Annotated in this window: 17 protein-coding genes; 6 read left to right on the forward strand and 11 right to left on the reverse strand. The window is 70.9% G+C overall.

Annotated features, from left to right (window positions below; translation table 11 throughout):
* Nucleotides 1–166: 166 nt before the first annotated feature.
* Both EXE45_RS01425 and EXE45_RS01430 read right to left on the reverse strand, forming a co-directional pair.
* Nucleotides 167–1,357, reverse strand: coding sequence for a glycosyltransferase family 4 protein (locus tag EXE45_RS01425; protein ID WP_241989410.1), 1,191 nt, complete (start codon nucleotides 1,355–1,357; stop codon nucleotides 167–169).
* Nucleotides 1,358–1,613: 256 nt separating this feature from the next.
* Entirely contained in the window at nucleotides 1,614–2,432 is an 819-nt protein-coding gene (locus EXE45_RS01430; RefSeq protein WP_092922459.1) for an AAC(3) family N-acetyltransferase, read from the reverse strand.
* A gap of 306 nt (nucleotides 2,433–2,738) precedes the next feature.
* Between EXE45_RS01430 and EXE45_RS01435 the strand changes: the two genes are divergently transcribed.
* Both EXE45_RS01435 and aglF read left to right on the forward strand, forming a co-directional pair.
* Complete coding sequence (locus EXE45_RS01435; protein ID WP_137693316.1) at nucleotides 2,739–3,491, forward strand: glycosyltransferase family 2 protein; 753 nt, start codon at nucleotides 2,739–2,741, stop codon at nucleotides 3,489–3,491.
* Nucleotides 3,492–3,634: 143 nt separating this feature from the next.
* Nucleotides 3,635–4,387, forward strand: coding sequence for a UTP--glucose-1-phosphate uridylyltransferase AglF (aglF, locus tag EXE45_RS01440; protein ID WP_092922453.1), 753 nt, complete (start codon nucleotides 3,635–3,637; stop codon nucleotides 4,385–4,387).
* A 28-nt stretch (nucleotides 4,388–4,415) separates the two neighbouring features.
* Here aglF and EXE45_RS01445 read toward each other — a convergent pair whose 3' ends face one another.
* The 3 genes from EXE45_RS01445 to purS are packed head-to-tail and all read right to left on the reverse strand — an operon-like array spanning nucleotide 4,416 to nucleotide 5,801.
* Nucleotides 4,416–4,808, reverse strand: a complete 393-nt coding sequence (locus tag EXE45_RS01445) for a VOC family protein (RefSeq protein ID WP_092922450.1) — start codon at nucleotides 4,806–4,808, stop codon at nucleotides 4,416–4,418.
* A gap of 38 nt (nucleotides 4,809–4,846) precedes the next feature.
* Nucleotides 4,847–5,524: a phosphoribosylformylglycinamidine synthase I gene (purQ, locus tag EXE45_RS01450; RefSeq protein ID WP_137693317.1), complete on the reverse strand. Its 678-nt coding sequence runs from the start codon at nucleotides 5,522–5,524 to the stop codon at nucleotides 4,847–4,849.
* 25 nt (nucleotides 5,525–5,549) lie between these two features.
* Nucleotides 5,550–5,801 (reverse strand): phosphoribosylformylglycinamidine synthase subunit PurS, encoded by a 252-nt coding sequence (gene purS, locus EXE45_RS01455; RefSeq protein WP_092922439.1) that lies wholly within the window; start codon nucleotides 5,799–5,801, stop codon nucleotides 5,550–5,552.
* A gap of 180 nt (nucleotides 5,802–5,981) precedes the next feature.
* Here purS and EXE45_RS01460 point away from each other — a divergent pair, with 180 nt between their 5' ends.
* Nucleotides 5,982–6,962: a formyltransferase family protein gene (locus EXE45_RS01460; RefSeq protein ID WP_137693318.1), complete on the forward strand. Its 981-nt coding sequence runs from the start codon at nucleotides 5,982–5,984 to the stop codon at nucleotides 6,960–6,962.
* A 151-nt stretch (nucleotides 6,963–7,113) separates the two neighbouring features.
* Nucleotides 7,114–7,302 (forward strand): hypothetical protein, encoded by a 189-nt coding sequence (locus EXE45_RS01465; protein WP_092922433.1) that lies wholly within the window; start codon nucleotides 7,114–7,116, stop codon nucleotides 7,300–7,302.
* Between the two features lie 34 nt (nucleotides 7,303–7,336).
* Here the strand turns inward: EXE45_RS01465 and EXE45_RS01470 are convergent, their stop codons facing one another.
* The 4 genes from EXE45_RS01470 to EXE45_RS01485 are packed head-to-tail and all read right to left on the reverse strand — an operon-like array spanning nucleotide 7,337 to nucleotide 10,701.
* Nucleotides 7,337–8,110, reverse strand: a complete 774-nt coding sequence (locus EXE45_RS01470; RefSeq protein ID WP_092922430.1) for a class I SAM-dependent methyltransferase — start codon at nucleotides 8,108–8,110, stop codon at nucleotides 7,337–7,339.
* Complete coding sequence (locus EXE45_RS01475; protein ID WP_137693319.1) at nucleotides 8,107–9,273, reverse strand: glycosyltransferase family 4 protein; 1,167 nt, start codon at nucleotides 9,271–9,273, stop codon at nucleotides 8,107–8,109. The genes EXE45_RS01470 and EXE45_RS01475 overlap by 4 nt, the downstream gene beginning before the upstream one ends.
* Before the next feature lie 7 nt (nucleotides 9,274–9,280).
* Complete coding sequence (locus tag EXE45_RS01480; protein WP_092922424.1) at nucleotides 9,281–9,652, reverse strand: 6-carboxytetrahydropterin synthase; 372 nt, start codon at nucleotides 9,650–9,652, stop codon at nucleotides 9,281–9,283.
* Nucleotides 9,652–10,701: a zinc-binding alcohol dehydrogenase gene (locus EXE45_RS01485; RefSeq protein WP_137693320.1), complete on the reverse strand. Its 1,050-nt coding sequence runs from the start codon at nucleotides 10,699–10,701 to the stop codon at nucleotides 9,652–9,654. Before EXE45_RS01485 ends, EXE45_RS01480 begins: the two co-directional genes overlap by 1 nt.
* Nucleotides 10,702–10,866: 165 nt before the next feature.
* On the opposite strand from EXE45_RS01485, the gene EXE45_RS01490 reads away from it, so the two are divergent.
* Nucleotides 10,867–11,247 (forward strand): hypothetical protein, encoded by a 381-nt coding sequence (locus EXE45_RS01490; protein ID WP_137693321.1) that lies wholly within the window; start codon nucleotides 10,867–10,869, stop codon nucleotides 11,245–11,247.
* 38 nt (nucleotides 11,248–11,285) lie between these two features.
* Here the strand turns inward: EXE45_RS01490 and EXE45_RS01495 are convergent, their stop codons facing one another.
* Together EXE45_RS01495 and EXE45_RS01500 are read right to left on the reverse strand one after the other, a co-directional pair.
* Entirely contained in the window at nucleotides 11,286–12,134 is an 849-nt protein-coding gene (locus tag EXE45_RS01495; protein WP_241989411.1) for a CDP-alcohol phosphatidyltransferase family protein, read from the reverse strand.
* Nucleotides 12,082–15,045 carry an ATP-dependent helicase gene (locus EXE45_RS01500; protein ID WP_137693322.1) on the reverse strand — a complete coding sequence of 988 codons (2,964 nt, stop codon included), beginning with the start codon at nucleotides 15,043–15,045 and terminating at the stop codon, nucleotides 12,082–12,084. Before EXE45_RS01500 ends, EXE45_RS01495 begins: the two co-directional genes overlap by 53 nt.
* A 132-nt stretch (nucleotides 15,046–15,177) precedes the next feature.
* On the opposite strand from EXE45_RS01500, the gene cmk reads away from it, so the two are divergent.
* Nucleotides 15,178–15,792 carry a (d)CMP kinase gene (gene cmk / locus EXE45_RS01505; protein ID WP_092922412.1) on the forward strand — a complete coding sequence of 205 codons (615 nt, stop codon included), beginning with the start codon at nucleotides 15,178–15,180 and terminating at the stop codon, nucleotides 15,790–15,792.
* The last annotated feature ends 152 nt before the right edge of the window (nucleotides 15,793–15,944 follow it).

Here is a 15,944-nt window from a genome sequence, read left to right on the forward strand (position 1 = left end):
AGCCCCTCGCTCATCGCGTACCCACCGGACGACGCCTTCGGAAGGGTGATTTCGCATACTCCCTACCGACAGGACCCGTGTTGATTATTATACGGCTCATACCTCGGCACAGGTACAGCCTTCTGACCGAGGTCCACCGGACGCAGCGGCCGCGGGGAGGACCGGTTCACTCCTCGGGGGGGGTGGTCGCAGCGTCGTCGTCCAGCGCGCGAGCGTACAGCGAGAGCAGTTCTTCGACCACGTCGGGCCACGCATAGGACTCCTCGATGCGGCGGCGACTGACTCGGCCCATCCGTTCGGTCGCCTCCGGATCCGCGAGCACCTCCTCGAGGGCGTCTGTTAGAGCCCGACCGTCCCCGGGAACGACGAGCGCACCGTTCGCCTCGTCGACGAGGGAAGGGATCCCCCCGACGTCGGTCGAGACGATCGCGTTCGCTCCGGCCATCGCCTCGAGGACGGCGATCGGCAGCCCCTCGGCCCTCGTGGGGAGGACGTAGACGCTCCCCTCACCGAGGAGGTCGCGCTTCCGCTCTTCGGACACGAAGCCGACGTATTCCACACCGTCGTGCGCGTCGGCGACGGCCTCAGCGTGGTCGGACAGCGGGCCGCTTCCGGCGATTGTCGCCCGGAACCGGACCCCGGCGTCTCTGAGCTCGTCGATGGCCCTCGTCACCTCTACTATCCCCTTCCGCTCGATGTGGTTAGAGACGAACACGAGATGCGGCGGGTCGGCTCCAGGGTCCGGGTCGTACTCGTCCGGGTTGACGGCGTTGGGGATCACGACGATGCGTTCCGACGGGACGCGAGCAGCGAGGACCTCGCGCCAGTGGTCCGAGAGGGCGACGACCGCGGTACAGGCGTCGAACACCGCCTGTTGGAAGCGAGCGGCCACCGCCGAGGCGTCCTCAAGGAACTCGTCGAACGCGGAGCCGTGGACGTGGAGTATTACCGGCCGCCGCCACAACAGCCCGGCGACGAGTACGTACGGGGCCGAGAGGAAAAACGAGAACGAGTGGGAGGTGTGGACGTGGACGATGTCGGGTCGCCGGCGCGCGAGGAATCCGAGCCACACGAGGAGGACGGTCACTACGGTCCGGAGGTACTCGATCGGTCGCTCTGGAGTCCGCACGGCGGTGTCGACGACGTTTAGCGACACGCGGTCCTCGAGATGCCGCCGCTGTTCGGCGATGTACTGGCCGATCCCTCCGGTACCCTCGGTACGGTACCCCGCCGGGCCGACGACGAGCACCGCCGTCGACATCGGGACCGCGGACGCGGCCGACGCCGAGACCGACTCGCCGTCGGCGGCGTCGGCGTCCGCCCCGTCGACGAGGCTCATCTCGCCCTCCGTCCGCACACCGACCGCCTCCGCGCGGTCTCCTCCTCGGGCGCGCCGTCAAACTGTCGACCGCCGCCCTCGTCCGCACCGCACGGCCCGATGAGCGGCCGACCGGGCGGGGATTCGCCGTTCATGTCAGCCCCCTCCACGGAGATCAGTTTTGTTATCCGTCGACTACCGACGACGGCGCCGCGAGGGGCTCCCAGCGGGTCCGGCGGCGCGGCCCGCACCGTCTCACCTACCCTGGTGTCGTCTGAATGTCGGGGGATCACGGTCATAGCGTCACCAGGTACTGCGGGTCCGCTTTCAGACGCGGAACGAGGGACGACTCCAGGTCGCCGAGGGTGAAGAAGAGGACTTTGAGCCCGTTCAGGTCGTACCTGTGGAGCACGCCGTCGCGCTCTAGGCGCCTGGTCAGCTTCGGCTTGTTCCACGAGTAGAACGGCGAAGTCCGGACCCCGCAGGTCTGCTCGACCGGCACGCAGCCGTCCTCCTCGGAGCATCGCACCCCCTCGAAGGTCTCCTCGGCGACGTAGTCGAGGTCGAGCCGGCTCTCGAAGTGGTGGAGGTGAGAGCAGGTAAGCCACGGCGTCCCGACGTCCAGTATCAGGGTGTCCTCCTCGACGAGACGGGCGAAGCAGCCGTCCTCGTGGTAGCTGTCCGAGTGGCGGCAGCCGTCGAAGCGGTACGGCCCCTCGACCAGGATCGACTTCATCGCGTCGTCGGTCCGGTAGTCCGCGTCCCGGAGGAACAGCGGCCCGAAGGTCCCGTGTTTCGGCCGGGAGTACTCCTTGTGATACACCCCGGACGTGGCGAAGTAGTCCGTGAACCCCGGCGCGAGCACGCTCCGGAAGCGGTCGCTCAGCGTCGACCGGAGGAACGCGTACGGGTCGGTCCCGAACGCCTGTTTCACGTCGCTCAGCCCGACGTGAACGAACGCTTTCGAGTGCCCGTCGCCGTGGTAGTCGAGCAGCTCTTCGAACCGAGCGGGCGGGACCGCAGACGTGCTCCGTCGCCGGTTGAGCCGCTTGAGAGCCTGGTGTTTGACCAGGTTCGCGGCCCGGCTCGCGTCCGACAGCGGTTCGAACGGCATGTCAGTTCGCGCCGGGTCGGTCAGTCTCGCCGGACCCGCGGCGTCGCTCAGTTACAGTTGTCTCGGTCCGACCCCGGGCGACACGCACAACGGTCATACTCGGTCGTCACGGTTCCGCGGCCTAGTTACGATCTTCGTACCCTAGAGTAACGTATCGTTACCGGTGCGAGACGAGACCGCGAGCGCCGTCGACGCGTCAACGCTGGCCAAACGGCTCGGCCCATTTCGGAGCGGGAGGACCGCGGGACCGTCCGAACAACTGGTAAGTAATCTATAACGAAAGCGAGAACCGCCGATCTAAGGTGTATGACGGACATCAGTGTCATTATCCCCACGCTGAAGCCTCGAGACGAGGTCGAGTGTATCGACCACTTGGAGTCCAACTCGTTTTCCGACTACGAGGTCTGCCTCCAGAGCGAGCCCACGGCGACGTCTGCCCGGAACGCGGGCATCGAGCGCGCGGAGTCGGACAAACTGGTGTTCCTCGACGACGACTCCCGGCCGCGCGAGGGGTACCTCGCTCGGATGTCCGAGCTGTTCGAAACGGAGACGGCCGTCGCTGGGAGGACGGTCCACCCCCGCGACGACATCTTCGCCGGGAATCTCACCAAACACTACGACTTCGGCGACGAGCCGCGCTACGTCACGCGCTTCTGGGGCTGTAACATGGGGGTCAGGCGAGCGGTGTTCGACGAGGTCGGCGGGTGGGACGAGGAGATCCCGTGGGGACACGAGGAGCTCGAGCTCGCGGAGCGGGTCCTCAGGGTCTCGCCCATATACTACGACCCGGACCTGGTGGTCGATCACGTATACGCGGACTCGGTGTCGGACTACCTCACGAAGACGTATCGTCAGGAGGTCGAGCGACCGTACCTGTGGGCCAAACAGGGGCGGAGCGAGCGAGAGCAGTGGTTGATGATCCTCGCCGACGCGGTCACGCCCACGAACTACATCGGGCTGCCGCTGCGATCGGGCCTGATTCACGGCGCCGGGACGCTGGCCGGCGCTGCCGGCCGCGTCCGTGGAATGCGTCGGCAGGATGCGGGTCCGACCGACTAAGCGGAACCGAGGCGCCGACGGCCGGGGAACGGGTTCAGGGTGTCGTCGCGGGCGCACCGTTTCGGTTCGAACGGCTTCGTACTGCCGCTACCGACCAAATAAGGCCGCTCATACTTTAGGTCGTGTTCCGGCCAGGGGCGTGTATGAAGGCAGTCATCCTCGCGGCGGGGAAAGGCACGCGACTCAAGCCGCTGACCGACGATCAGCCCAAGGCCCTCGTCGAGGTGGACGGCCGACCGCTGCTGGAGCACGTCTTCGAGCAGCTCGTCGAGGTGGGGATCTCGGAGTTCGTCGTGGTCGTCGGCTACCGGAAGAGCCAGATCATCGACCGGTACGGCGACAGCTTCCGGGGCGTGCCGATCACGTACGCCCACCAGCGCGAGCAGCTCGGCCTCGCTCACGCGCTCTTACAGGCCAAGCCGTACGTCGACGAGGAGTTCGCGCTGATGCTCGGCGACAACGTCTTCGACGCCAACCTGGGAGACGTGATCGACCGTCAGCGCCGCGGGGACGTGGACGCGGCCTTCCTGGTCGAAGAGGTCCCGATCGAGGAGGCCTCCCGGTACGGCGTCTGTGAGACCACCGAGGACGGCGAGATCGTCGAAGTGGTCGAGAAGCCGGACGACCCGCCGTCGAACCTGGTGATGACCGGGTTCTACACCTTCTCTCCGGCGATATTCCACGCCTGCCACCTCGTCCAAGCCTCCGACCGCGGCGAGTACGAACTCCCGGACACGATCGACCTCCTGCTTGAGTCCGGCCGGAGCATCGACGCGATCCCGATGGATGGCTGGCGGGTCGACGTCGGCTACCCCGAGGACCGAGACCGAGCTGAACGCCTGCTGCGCGCCGACGAGGAACAGGCGGTGACGGGGAGCGACGCCGCCGACGACTGACGGCGATCGCAACCCGCCGTCGCTCCGTTCACACCCGCGCTTTCAGTTCCACCCGGTAGCCGAACGGGTCGCGGACGTACACCGCGCCCGCCTCGCCGGTCGCGCCGAGCGGCGAGTCGAGCGTCTTCTCGACTGCGACGCCCGCGTCTTCGAGTTCGCGCTCGATCTCCTCGACCGACTCTTCGACGACCACCGCGACGTGGTCGTAGTTCGTCTTCGTCGGCCGCTCGAACTCGTCGGTCGGCCAGAGGTGGATCACGGCGGTCGCCGAGAGCCGCACGTCGAGGAACGGCTTCTCGTCGGCCGCGTACAGCGCGTCCTCGATGCCAAATCCGAGCTTCTCGCCGTAGAACTCGCGGGCGTCGTCGGCGCCGTCGCCCGGGATTCGGAGGTTGACGTGGTCGATGTGTCGCGCTCGCATGGGAGCCGATTCGGCGGCCGGCCGCAAAAAGGCGACAGTTAGGCGAACGCTTCGAGAACTCCCGCACCGTCGGTGCTGCGACCGAGGTCCGGGAGGGTGGCGCGCTCGGGGTGGGGCATCAGCACGGCGACCGTCTCGCGCTCGCCGAGGACGCCGGCGACGCTGTCGGTCGAGCCGTTCGGATTAGCCTCCTCGGTCACGTTCCCGTCCGGGTCGCAGTAGCGGAAGAGGACGCGGTCGTCGTCGACGAGGTCGGCGTGGGCGGGCTCGCTTATCTCGAAGCGCCCCTCGCCGTGCGCGATGGGGACCTCGATCACGTCGCCCCGGTCGTAGGCCGCGGTCCACGGCGTGTCGGCGCGCTCGACGCGCAGGTGGACCGGCTCGCACTGGAAGCGCGCGGAGGCGTTCGTGGTGAACGCGCCGGGCGTCAGCCCGGACTCCGAGCCGATCTGCGCGCCGTTACAGACACCGAGCACGGGGACGCCGTCGTCGGCCGCGGCGCGGACCTCCTCCATGATCGGGGCGCGGGCGGCCATCGCGCCGGCGCGCAGGTAGTCGCCGTAGGAGAAGCCGCCGGGGAGGACGATTCCCTCAGCGTCGTCGGGGAGGCCGTCCCCGTGCCAGACGCGCTCGACGTCGACGCCGAGGTGGTCCAGCGCGCGGACGGCGTCGCGGTCGCAGTTCGAGCCGCCGAACTGGACGACGGCGACGGTCACGCCGCCCACCCCGCGTTGGCCACCGTCATCGCTCCGCGACCGCGACGTCGTAGTCGTGGATCGTCGGGTTCGCGAGCAGCCGCTCGGCCATCTCGCCGGCGCGGTCGGCGGCCTCGTCGGCGTCGGCGGCGTCGAGGTCCACCTCGAACCGGTCCGCCGAGCGGAGATCCGACAGGTCGAACCCGAGCCGTTCGAGCGCCTGCTGGGTCGTCTCGGCCTCCGGGTCGAGGACGCCCCGCTTCAGCCGGACCGTCACCGTCGCCGTGTACGCGGTCATACCTATCGGTGCGGAGTCGTGTGTAAAAACCGTTTTGGAACGGCGTTTATGGGCACGTTTGTGGATATGTGCCGGTCGTTCGTGCGGGAGGCAGAGAGCGCACGGAACGAAAGGGGCAAAACCCTCCGACTGCTGGGTGATCTGTATGCAGCCGCTCGAACCCGCGGAGGTGATCGTCGCATGACCCGCGAACTGACCGAGATCACGGTCGTCGGAGGAGACAAGACCGGACTCATCGCGCGGGTCACCTCCCTGCTGTTCGAGCGGGGAATCAACATCGAGGACCTCGACCAGGCGGTCCGGGAGGGCGTCTTCCGGATGACGACCCGCGTCGACGCGTCGGAGATGGACACCTCCCGCGGCGAACTGCGCCGCGCGCTCGCCGAGCTCGGCCGCGAGCTCGACGTGGACATCCAGGTCCGCTTCCCGAGCGACCGCGACGCCCGCCGGGTCGCGATCCTCGTCACGAAGGAGACGCACGCGCCCGAGGCCCTCCTGGAGGCCGAGGCCAACGACGAGCTGGCCGACGACGGCGCGGAGGCGGAAATTCCGGTCGTCATCGGCAACCGCGGCGACCTCCGGTCGCTCGCGGAGCGCTACGACAAGCCGTTCTACGACGTGGGCGACGGCAACGGCAACACCGACGAGGGGCGCCTCCTCGACCTCCTGGCGGAGTACGACGTCGACCTCATCGCGCTGGCCCGCTACATGCGCATCCTCTCGCCGGAGGTCGTCTTCCGGTACGAGGGGCGGATCATCAACGTCCACCCCTCGCTGCTGCCGGCGTTCCCCGGCGCGGAGGCGTACCGGCAGGCGAAGGACGCGGGCGTCCGGATCGCGGGCGTCACCGCCCACTACGTCACGACCGACCTCGACCAGGGCCCGGTCATCGCCCAGCGCGCCTTCGACGTGCCGCCGGGCGCCGACGTCGAGGCCATCAAGCGCCGCGGGCAGCCCCTCGAGGCCGACGTGCTGATCGACGCGGTCCGGCTCCACCTCGCGGACGCCATCGCGGTCCACCGCGGCACCGTCCACGTCCGCGAGGAGGCCGACGTCGACGCGCAGTTCGGCCTCTCCGACGCCGCTATCGACGCGAACCCCGACGAGCCCGTCGACGGCGAGCCCCTCGGTCGCTCTCCCGTGTCCCCCTCCGACGACTGACAGCGCACGGTCGCCGGCGGCGGATCGGGTCGAGTTTACGGACCGAGGTCGACCCGACAGGCCGAGTTCGAGCCAGCGGGCCGGACCGGTTCGACCGACCCGGCCGCCTCGCCTCCCAGTTTTAAGCGGACGCGGCCGCAACGACGGGTCCATGACTCAGCGCGGCGCCTGGGGGCGGTTCCTCGCCGACACGGCCGCGGTCGTCCGCAGCGACGAGCGACTGATCCTGCTGTTCCTGCTGTTGCTGTCGCTCGCGGCGCTCGCGGTCTTCCTCTACTACACGACGCTGCTACTGGAGGGGCTCCCGGACCCGATACCGGACGTGCCGCCCCGGCCGTAGCCGACGGACGCCCACGATCGCTCCCGGTCGCGTCTCACTCCAGCCGGACCAGCAGGTCCCGGTTCGCCGCCTCGTAGCGCAGCCGGCCGTCACCGAGCGCCTCCCGCCGCCCGTCCGCCCAGTCGCTCGCGTCGTAGCCGGTCTCCCCGACGGCCTCCTCGACGGTGTCGAGCAGGTGCGCGAGGACCGTCCGTTCGCCCGACTCGTACGGCGGTTCGATCCGCCACGGCGAGGGGCCCTCCGCTATCACGGTCGCCTCCCGGGCCAGCGCCGCCGCCCCGTCCGGACCCCCGGGCCGGAACTCCCGCATGTGACGGTGGTAGCGGTCGAGGACGGCGTCGTCGTCGGGATCCGGCGGCGCGAAGCGCGTCTCGCCGTCGTAGGTGATCGGCGCGTACGCGACGGGGGTCACCTCGCCGAGGGCGTCGACCGCGGGCGCCGCGTCGACCACGTCGAAGAACGCGCAGCCGACGACCGCGTCGAACCGCCGGCCGGCGCCCGCGGCCTCCGCCGCGAACTCGAAGGCGTCGGCCGCGCGGAACTCGACCGCGACATTGCCGACCGCGTCGCCGATCCGGGCCTCGCCCGCCGCGAGGGCCTCCTCGTGGGCGTCGACCGCAACCCACCGACCCCCTTCGATCACACCCCAGTCGACGAGCCGCTCGACCATCGTCGCCGTGCCCGCGCCGACTTCGAGGACCTCCGGCTCGGGCGGGAGTTCGGCCGCGAACCGGTCGAGGACGTCGCGGTTCAGCGACCGGTCGTCGAGCGCGCGCTTCGCGTCGAGGTACGCCGCGTGATCGGTCACGCGCGCTCACCTCGCTCCCCTCGCTCGCCGGCCGCCCGGTCGTCCGCCCCGCGCGCCGCCTCGGCTTCGAGGAACTCGACGACGCGGTCGAGCGTCTCGGGCCACCCCGGCCGCGCCTCGTAGTCGCGGCGCGCGGCGGTCCCCATCGCCGCCAGCCGGTCGCGGTCGTCGAGGTCCCGGAGCGCCCGGGCGACGGCCCGAGGGTCGTCGGGGGAAACGAGGACCCCCGACTCGCCGTCGCGGACGAACTCGCCCGCCCCGCCCGCGGTCGTCGCCACCGGGACGCAGCCGAACCCCATCGCCTCCAGGTACACCATGCCGAACGGCTCGTAGCGGGAGGGAACCGCGAGAACGTGGCTCTCGCGGAGCCGAGCCGCGACCGCCTCGTCGCCGAGGCGGCCGGCGAAGTCGACCCGGTCGCCGATCCCGGCCGCGTCGGCCGCGTCCGCGACCGACTCGGCGTGGCCCGGATCGACGCTCCGGTCGCCCACGACCGTCAGCCGCCAGTCCACGTCGGTCCCGTCCAGCCGTGCGACCCCCTCGACGAGCGCGTCGAGCCCCTTCCGGGGGACGACGTTGCCGAGGAAGGTCACCTCGAGCGGGCCGGTCTCCGCCCGCTCGCGGATCTCTGACGCCGCGGTCACGGGGTCGAACCGATCGCCGGCCGGGGGCGCGACGGTGTTGCGGTCGGGCCCGCCGAGCCCGGCCGCGTCGCGCCGCGTCGTCTCGGCGTTGTACACCGCGGCGTCGACCCCGCGGAGGAACCGGCGCTCGACGGCCGCGACGCCGCGGCGCCCGAGTTCGGCGCGCAGGCGCCCGCCGAGTCCGGTCCCCCCCGCCCGGGCCGCCGCCTCCGCCGTACGCGCACGCCAAGCGATCATGTGAACGAGCGCGACGGTCGGCGCGTCGAGCCGCCGGTTGGCGCACAGCAGAGAGGGGTGCGCTAACCCGTCCTCGACGATGACGTCGAAACCGGAGAGCCGGTCGGCGAGCCCGCGGGCGCGGAGGTTCGGCGCGAGGCGCTCCCGGTACGACCCTCGCGGCAGCGAGACGACCTCGACCGCGTGGCCGCGCTCGCGGAGCCGGTCGCGGAGCCGCCGGTCGTAGTAGAAGCCGCCCGACCCGGACTCGATGTCGCCGGCGAGGACGAGCGCGACGCGCATCCCGCGGTCACCGCAGCTCGCCGGTGTACGAGACGCTCGCGGCGTCGTCCTCCCGAACCGATACGGTCAGCTCCGTCGCGGCCGGGGCGTCCACGTCCGCGAGCGCGTCGAACAGGGCCCGCGCCAGCCGCTCGGCGCTCGGGTTCCCCTCCAAGTGATCGTTGAGCGTCTCGTCGCGGTAGCGGTCGGCCGCGTCCGCGATCGCTTCCAGCGCGAGGTCGATGTCGAGCAGGTAGCCGTGCTCGCCGAGCTCCGGGCCGCGGAACGTCGCCTCCGCCTCGAACGTGTGCGAGTGGAGCTCCGCCTCGTCGGCCGGCGGGTTCGGGACGGTGAGGTAGTGCTGTGCGACGAACGACTCGCTGACGGTCAGTTCGTACATTAGTAGGTGAACAGGACCTGGAGGGTCGGTTCGGCCTCGTCCGCGAGCCGTCGGTACGCGGTCGGTGCGCCCACGACTGGGACGCGGTCGGTGACGAGCCGGTCGGCCACGTCGAGGTCGGCGTCGAGCTGTCGGAGCTCGCGCCAGGCCGTCTCGCGGCGCCGCTCGCTGTCCCAGCGCCCGCGGAGCTCGGGCGCGATGGTGGTGACCTGACTGCTCCGGACGGTGACTCGCCCCCGGTGGAAGTGGTCGCCGAAGCCGAGGTCGGCTCGCTTGGTCCCGTACCACGAGCCCACGATTACTCGGCCGTCGAACCGCGTGGTCTCGACGGCCGTTTTGAGGGTCTCGGGTCGCCCTGAGACCTCTACGGCGAGGTCGACGCCGTCGCCGGCCCGCTCGCGGACCGCGTCGACGACGCCCTCGCGCCCGTCGTACCGGCTCGGGTCGACGACGGCGTCGGCGCCGAACTCGGCCGCCAACTCCCGCCGGCGGTCCTTCGGCTCGACCGCGACGACGGTCTCGGCGCCGCTCCGCGCGAGCAGCGCGGTCGTGAGCAGGCCCACGACGCCCTGGCCGAACACCGCGACGCGCTCGCCGATCCGGGGAGCGGCGTCGAGCGTCAGGGTGACCGCCGTCTCCGCGTTCGCGAACAGCGTCGCGGTCTCCGGGTCGATCCCGTCCGGGACCGTGCGGAGCGCGTCGGGGGAGACGGCGAACCGGCTCTCGTGGGGGTTGAACGCGAAGACGGTCCGGTCGCGCCACGACGGGTCGACGGCGTCGCCGACCGCCGTCACCCGACCGACGACCGCGTAGCCGTACCGGAGCGGGTACGAGAGGTCGCCGTCGAGCGAGGACAGCTCCTCGTCCGCGACCGTCTCGGGGTCGAGTTCCCCGCGATACGCGAGCAGTTCGGAGCCTGCGCTGACCGCCGACACCGACGCCTCGACGACCACCTCGTCGGGATCGGGGACGGGGTCGTCGATCGGGACGACCTCGACGCGCTCCGGCCCGGTGAACTCCACCGCTCGTTCCGCGTCGCCGTCGCTCACGCGGACTCACCCGTCCGCGACCGACGACCGAGACGATGTGTCATTAGCGATTACACGGACCGATCCGGCATAAACCCACGGCAGTAACGGGGACGGGAATCCCGTCCGTCGACCGCGGTGACGAGGAGTAGACATAAGCCGTCCGAGTCCGTGTTCCACGTGTCCATGGCACGCTCCGACGCCGGCGTCGACGTCGAATCGCTGACTTCCCTCCACTGGATCGGAATCCTCGCCGCGACCGTGTCCGGGATCGTACACGCCGTGCTCGGCGTTCAGGTCGGAGGGGCGCTGGGGATCTCCTTCTTCGTCGCGACCCTGGGCTTCGGCGCGGGCGTGACGGCGATCATCGCCGGCTACCGGCGGCGGCTGACGTACGCGCTCGGAATCCCGTTCACCGCCGGACAGATCGTCCTGTGGTACGTCATCAACTTCGTCGCCGGGACGTACTCGTTCCCGGCCGACATCGGAATCTACGGCGCCGTCGACAAGGTCGCGCAGATCCTGCTGATCGGCGTCCTCGCGGTCCTGTTGTCGAGAGAATCGTAGACTCGGCCGACTCCGCGCCGAGTCCGTCACCGCCCCGTTCAGTCGCCGCCCCGTCCGGACGCGAGCGGCGGGTCGTCGCGGCCGAGCCGCCCCGTCGCGGCCGCCCAGTCGCGCGCGAAGCTCCCCAACAGCGCCGCGAGCACGACCCCCGCGAGCGCGGTGAGCCGGGGGGTTCCGCCCGCGCCGCCGACGCTCGGGAGGAGCGCGAGCGCGACGACGGCGAACTGCGCGGTGCCGACGAACGGGCGGATCCGGCTCGGGGGGAGATCGTACACCGGTTCCCCGTTCCGCCGTCGCCGCCACAGCGACCCGGCGTAGGCGTACCAGACCGCGCCCGCGAGGAGGTACCACGCCGGGAGTGACCCGAGCGCGACGGCGACCGCGGCGCCGACGAGGACGGCCAGCGCGTCGGTCGCGCCGTCGAGCCGCGCGCCGAGGACCGTCTCGCGGGTGCGTCGGGCGACCGCGCCGTCGACCGCGTCGAGGCCGACCGCGCCGGCGAAGAGCGCGACGGGGATCCGCGGGTCCGGCGGGGACGCGACCAGCGCGCCGGTCAGGACCGCCGCGAGCCAGCCGCGGAACAGGGTGATCCCGTTCGCCGTGCCGAGCCGCGCGAACGGCTCCCCGCCGTCCGGCGAGCGGTTCGCGTCGAGGTTGGTCCGCGCGTACGCGGCGAGGTACGCGCCGGGGACGGCCGCGGCGAGGACCCACGCGGTCCCGAGCGGGCCCCGCAGCACGGCGAGTCCGAGGGCGCCGAGCGCGACCCTCCCGGCGAACCGCAGACGGAGCCGAGGCGGCGCGGACGCGGCCGGAGGCGACTCGGGACCGGACATGTCAGTCTGGTCCGCGGTCCGCGGGCGGTTCGGCGTCGTGGTCCCCCTCGTCACCGGCACCGCCGTCGGCGCCCGGCGGCGCCTCGCCTATCTCCTCCATCACGCGGGCGTGGAATTCGCGGAGTACGGCCGACTCGTCGTCGGCGATGACGGTGTCGGAGTCGACGAGGGTCGCGAGGCCGAACGCGAGGGGGCTGGGCGAGTCGACGACGCGGTGTTCGACCGCGAGGTCGCCGGCCGAAACCCGCCCGACGATCTCGCGGATCCCCTCGACGTCGAGCCGGTCTTCCAGCAGTTCGCGGTACGTCTCCTCCAGCACGGCGAACTCCTCCAAGTCGGCCGCGAACGACAGCAGCATCTCGGCGGACACCTGCTGTTCGGCGGCCGACTTCTCGTACCCCTTGTACCGTTTCAGGATCATCAGCGATCGCCCCGCGTCGATCCGGAAGTAGCGCTGAAGCAGGTCCGTTCCCTGAACCGCCTCGCGGAGGTCCTCGCGGACCGTCTCCGGGTCGAGATCGGCCAGAATCCGTGCCACGTCGACCTTTCGGTTCAGCGGGAGCGCGAGGCTGAAGCCGCGGTCCGCGACCGCGACGGCGACGTTGGCGTCGGTCCGGTCCGCGACCGCGGCCGCGACGAGCCGAGAGAGCCCGTCGTTGAACCGCCGGCCGTAGACGGAGTGGACGTAGAACCGGCGCTTGTACTCGTTGCGGTCGAGCTCCTCCTCGACGACGAGGCGGTCGGGCGTCGAGACGGCCTCCGGTCCGGCGTACCGGACCTGCTCGTCGTACATCCGGGCGAGCGCGCGGACCGAGTTCCCGTCGAGGGGGAACTCGCGGAGCCACGCGCGGACCGCGGCCGGGCCCGCGTTCGGGCCGTCGCCGGCCAGCCGGTCGAGGAGTTCGGCCTGGAACTCGAGGACCTCCCGCGCGAGGTCGGCGGACAGGGGGAGGCGCTCCGCGAACCACGACGGGACCGTCGGGCGCTCGCTCGTCCGGTCGACGTACACCTTCGAGCCGCGGCGGTAGCGGAACGCGAACCGCTCGCCGCCGAGGGCGAACACGTCGCCCGACTCCAGCGTGTCGAGGTACGACTCGTCGAGGGTGCCGACCCACCGGTCGTCGCGAGTGAACACGTCACAGGTAAACGAGTCGGGGATCGTCCCCACGTTCGTCATGTAGATGACCCGCGCGAGCTGCCCGCGCTTCCCGACCAGCGTCTCACCGACGGGGTACTCGGGATGGTGGTGTTCGCCGTCGGGCGGGTCGTTGGCGTCGCGCCACACCTTCGGGTAGACGTTCTTCGCTTCGAGCCCGTCGTAGTCGCCCGTGAGGTACCGCATGAGCCGCTCGTACGCCCCGCCGTCGAAGTCGCGGTACGGGTGCGCGCGACGGAGGACCTCGCGGACCTCCCGGTCCGGTCGGATCCGGTTTATGGCCATTCCGTAGACGTGCTGGGCGGCGACGTCGTAGGCTCCCTCGGGCGGGAACACCCGGTCAACGAACCCGTCCTCGGCGCGCGCGAGCAGCGTCGCGCACTCGATCAGCTCGTCGCGGTCGAGCGCGAACACCCGCCCCTCGACGGTCTCGCCCGGGCTGTGGCCCGCGCGGCCGACGCGCTGGAGCAGCGCCGCGACCGACTTCGGGGAGCCGACCTGAACGACCAAATCGAGGTGCGGCATGTCGATGCCGAGTTCGAGGCTCGTCGAGGTGGTGACCACGTCGAGCTCGCCCGACTTCAGCCCCTCCTCGACCCGGGTGCGCTGGGCCTCCCCGAGGCTCCCGTGGTGACAGCCCGAGTCCGACTCGTCGTAGTCGAACCGCTGGCGGAGCTCCTGGAGCGTGCGCTCGGCGCCCGACCGGGAGTTCGTGAACACCAGCGTGTTCTCGTGCGAGTCGATCAGCTCGCGCAGCGACTCGTAGAAGCGGTCGGTGACCGCCGACCGCGGCGTGTGGATCAGATCGGCGGCGGGCGTCCGGAGCTCGAGGTCGAACTCGCGGGCGAACCGCGCGTCGACCACCTCGCAGGGGCGCGTCTCGAACCCGTCGACGTCGCCCGCCTCGCCCGCGACGCGCTCGCGCCCGACGAGGAACGAGGCGATCCCGTCGAGCGGTTCGACGGTCGCAGAGCAGCCGATCCGAGTGATCGCGGTCTCTCTTTCCCCCTCGCCGTTCCGCGCGAGCTCGGTCAGCCGCTCCAGCGACACCGAGAGGTGGGTGCCGCGCTTGTTCGCGGCCAGCGAGTGGATCTCGTCGACGATCACGTACTCGACGGTGCGGAGCTTCTCCTTGAACTTCGGCGAGTTGAGCAGGATCGAAAGCGTCTCGGGCGTGGTGTTGAGGACGTGCGGCGTCTCCGAGAGCATCGCCTGCCGGTCCGCCTTCGAGGTGTCGCCGTGCCGGATCGCCTGCCTGACGCCGGGCTCGTAAGGGTCTCCGGCGTCGTCGAGAGCGGCTTCCCGGGTCGCGTCCGTACCGTCTCCGTCCGCCTCCGCCGCGGCGACGGCCTCGCCGATCCCCGCCAAGGGCGCCTCCAAGTTGCGCTCGATGTCGTTCGCGAGCGACTTCAGCGGCGAGACGTACAGGCAGTAGACGGAGTTCTCCAGCTCGCCGGCGCGGTCGCGCGCGAAGAGGTCGTCGAGGACCGCGAGGAAGGAGGCGAGCGTCTTCCCGCTGCCCGTCGGCGCGGCGACGAGGCAGTTCCGGCCGGCGTCGACGTGGGGGATCGCCTCGCGCTGCGGCGGCGTGAAGAAGCCGCCGTTCTCGGCGACGTACCCGCCGAACCGCTCGACCCACCAGCGACGGACCGGCGGCGAGAGCCGAGCGAGCACGTCGGCGTCACCGATCGTGACCGTTTCCGGATCGAAGTTCGGATCCGGGATAGCGCCGCGAGAGACGGCGTCGCTAAGGAGCGCCCGAGCGGCGGCCTCGTCGCCGCGATCCGTGGTCTCGCTCACGACGTTCACGAGGGCTCGGGAAGGGAAATCGGTTGCGTCGGCTCCGCGGACGTTCGCGGAACCGACCCGTTTATCCGGCGGCTCCGCGGACGTTCGCGGAACCGACCCGTTTATCCGGCGGCCATCCGTGGCGCCACACGCATGAGCGGCACCTCGCCGGAGCCCGACCGACGGATCGACCGGAACCTGTTCGTCACCGTCTCCGGCCCGCCGGGCTGCGGGGCCACGACGCTCGTCGAGGGGATCGCCGAGGCGCTCGACTGCGGCTACGTCTCCGGCGGCGAGCTGTTCCGCGAGATCGCGGCCGAGCGGGACATGAGCCTCTCGCAGCTCATCGCCGAGACCGGCGAGTCCGAGGAGATCGACCGCGCGCTCGACCGCCGGCTCCGCCGGATCGCCGAGAAGTGGGGTGCCGCGAACAAGGCGTTCGTGCTGGAGTCGCGGCTCGCGGGCTGGATCGCCGGTAACCGCGCAGACATTCGGATCTGGCTCGACGCGCCCGACGAGGTCCGCGCGGACCGCACGGCGGAGCGCGAGGAGATGACCTCCGAGATGCAGGTCCGCGAGGTCATCGAGGAGCAGCGCTACAAGTCATACTACGGGATCGACCTGAGCGACCGCTCCATCTACGACCTCGTGGTCAACACGGGCCGGTGGGACGCCGAGGCGACGCTGGACCTGGCGCTCACCGGCATCAAGGGGTACGACGTCGACGCCGACGAGGGCGCGTTCGACACCCCCGACTTCGAGATCTGAGTCCGCGAGCGCAGCGGACTTGACGGCCCGGTGTCTGCCGTCGTTCAGCGGGCGACCGAGCGTCGAGTCGCAACGCCTCGTCGCCGCCGATACCGAACGATCACAGAGAGTTCTCATGCGAGGCTCTCCGGTCTCGCACGCCGACGCGGGGC

The sequence above is a fragment of the Halorubrum sp. SP9 genome, from assembly GCF_005435015.1.
GTDB lineage: Archaea > Halobacteriota > Halobacteria > Halobacteriales > Haloferacaceae > Halorubrum > Halorubrum sodomense.

Excerpts from the sequence above, each read along its gene's own strand:
- EXE45_RS01430 (WP_092922459.1), bottom strand. The coding sequence starts at position 2,432 with ATGCCGTTCGAACCGCTGTCGGACGCGAGCCGGGCCGCGAACCTGGTC.
- EXE45_RS01435 (WP_137693316.1), top strand. The coding sequence starts at position 2,739 with ATGACGGACATCAGTGTCATTATCCCCACGCTGAAGCCTCGAGACGAG.
- aglF (WP_092922453.1), top strand. The coding sequence starts at position 3,635 with ATGAAGGCAGTCATCCTCGCGGCGGGGAAAGGCACGCGACTCAAGCCG.
- EXE45_RS01445 (WP_092922450.1), bottom strand. The coding sequence starts at position 4,808 with ATGCGAGCGCGACACATCGACCACGTCAACCTCCGAATCCCGGGCGAC.
- purS (WP_092922439.1), bottom strand. The coding sequence starts at position 5,801 with ATGACCGCGTACACGGCGACGGTGACGGTCCGGCTGAAGCGGGGCGTC.
- EXE45_RS01460 (WP_137693318.1), top strand. The coding sequence starts at position 5,982 with ATGACCCGCGAACTGACCGAGATCACGGTCGTCGGAGGAGACAAGACC.
- EXE45_RS01465 (WP_092922433.1), top strand. The coding sequence starts at position 7,114 with ATGACTCAGCGCGGCGCCTGGGGGCGGTTCCTCGCCGACACGGCCGCG.
- EXE45_RS01475 (WP_137693319.1), bottom strand. The coding sequence starts at position 9,273 with ATGCGCGTCGCGCTCGTCCTCGCCGGCGACATCGAGTCCGGGTCGGGC.
- EXE45_RS01480 (WP_092922424.1), bottom strand. The coding sequence starts at position 9,652 with ATGTACGAACTGACCGTCAGCGAGTCGTTCGTCGCACAGCACTACCTC.
- EXE45_RS01490 (WP_137693321.1), top strand. The coding sequence starts at position 10,867 with ATGGCACGCTCCGACGCCGGCGTCGACGTCGAATCGCTGACTTCCCTC.
- cmk (WP_092922412.1), top strand. The coding sequence starts at position 15,178 with ATGAGCGGCACCTCGCCGGAGCCCGACCGACGGATCGACCGGAACCTG.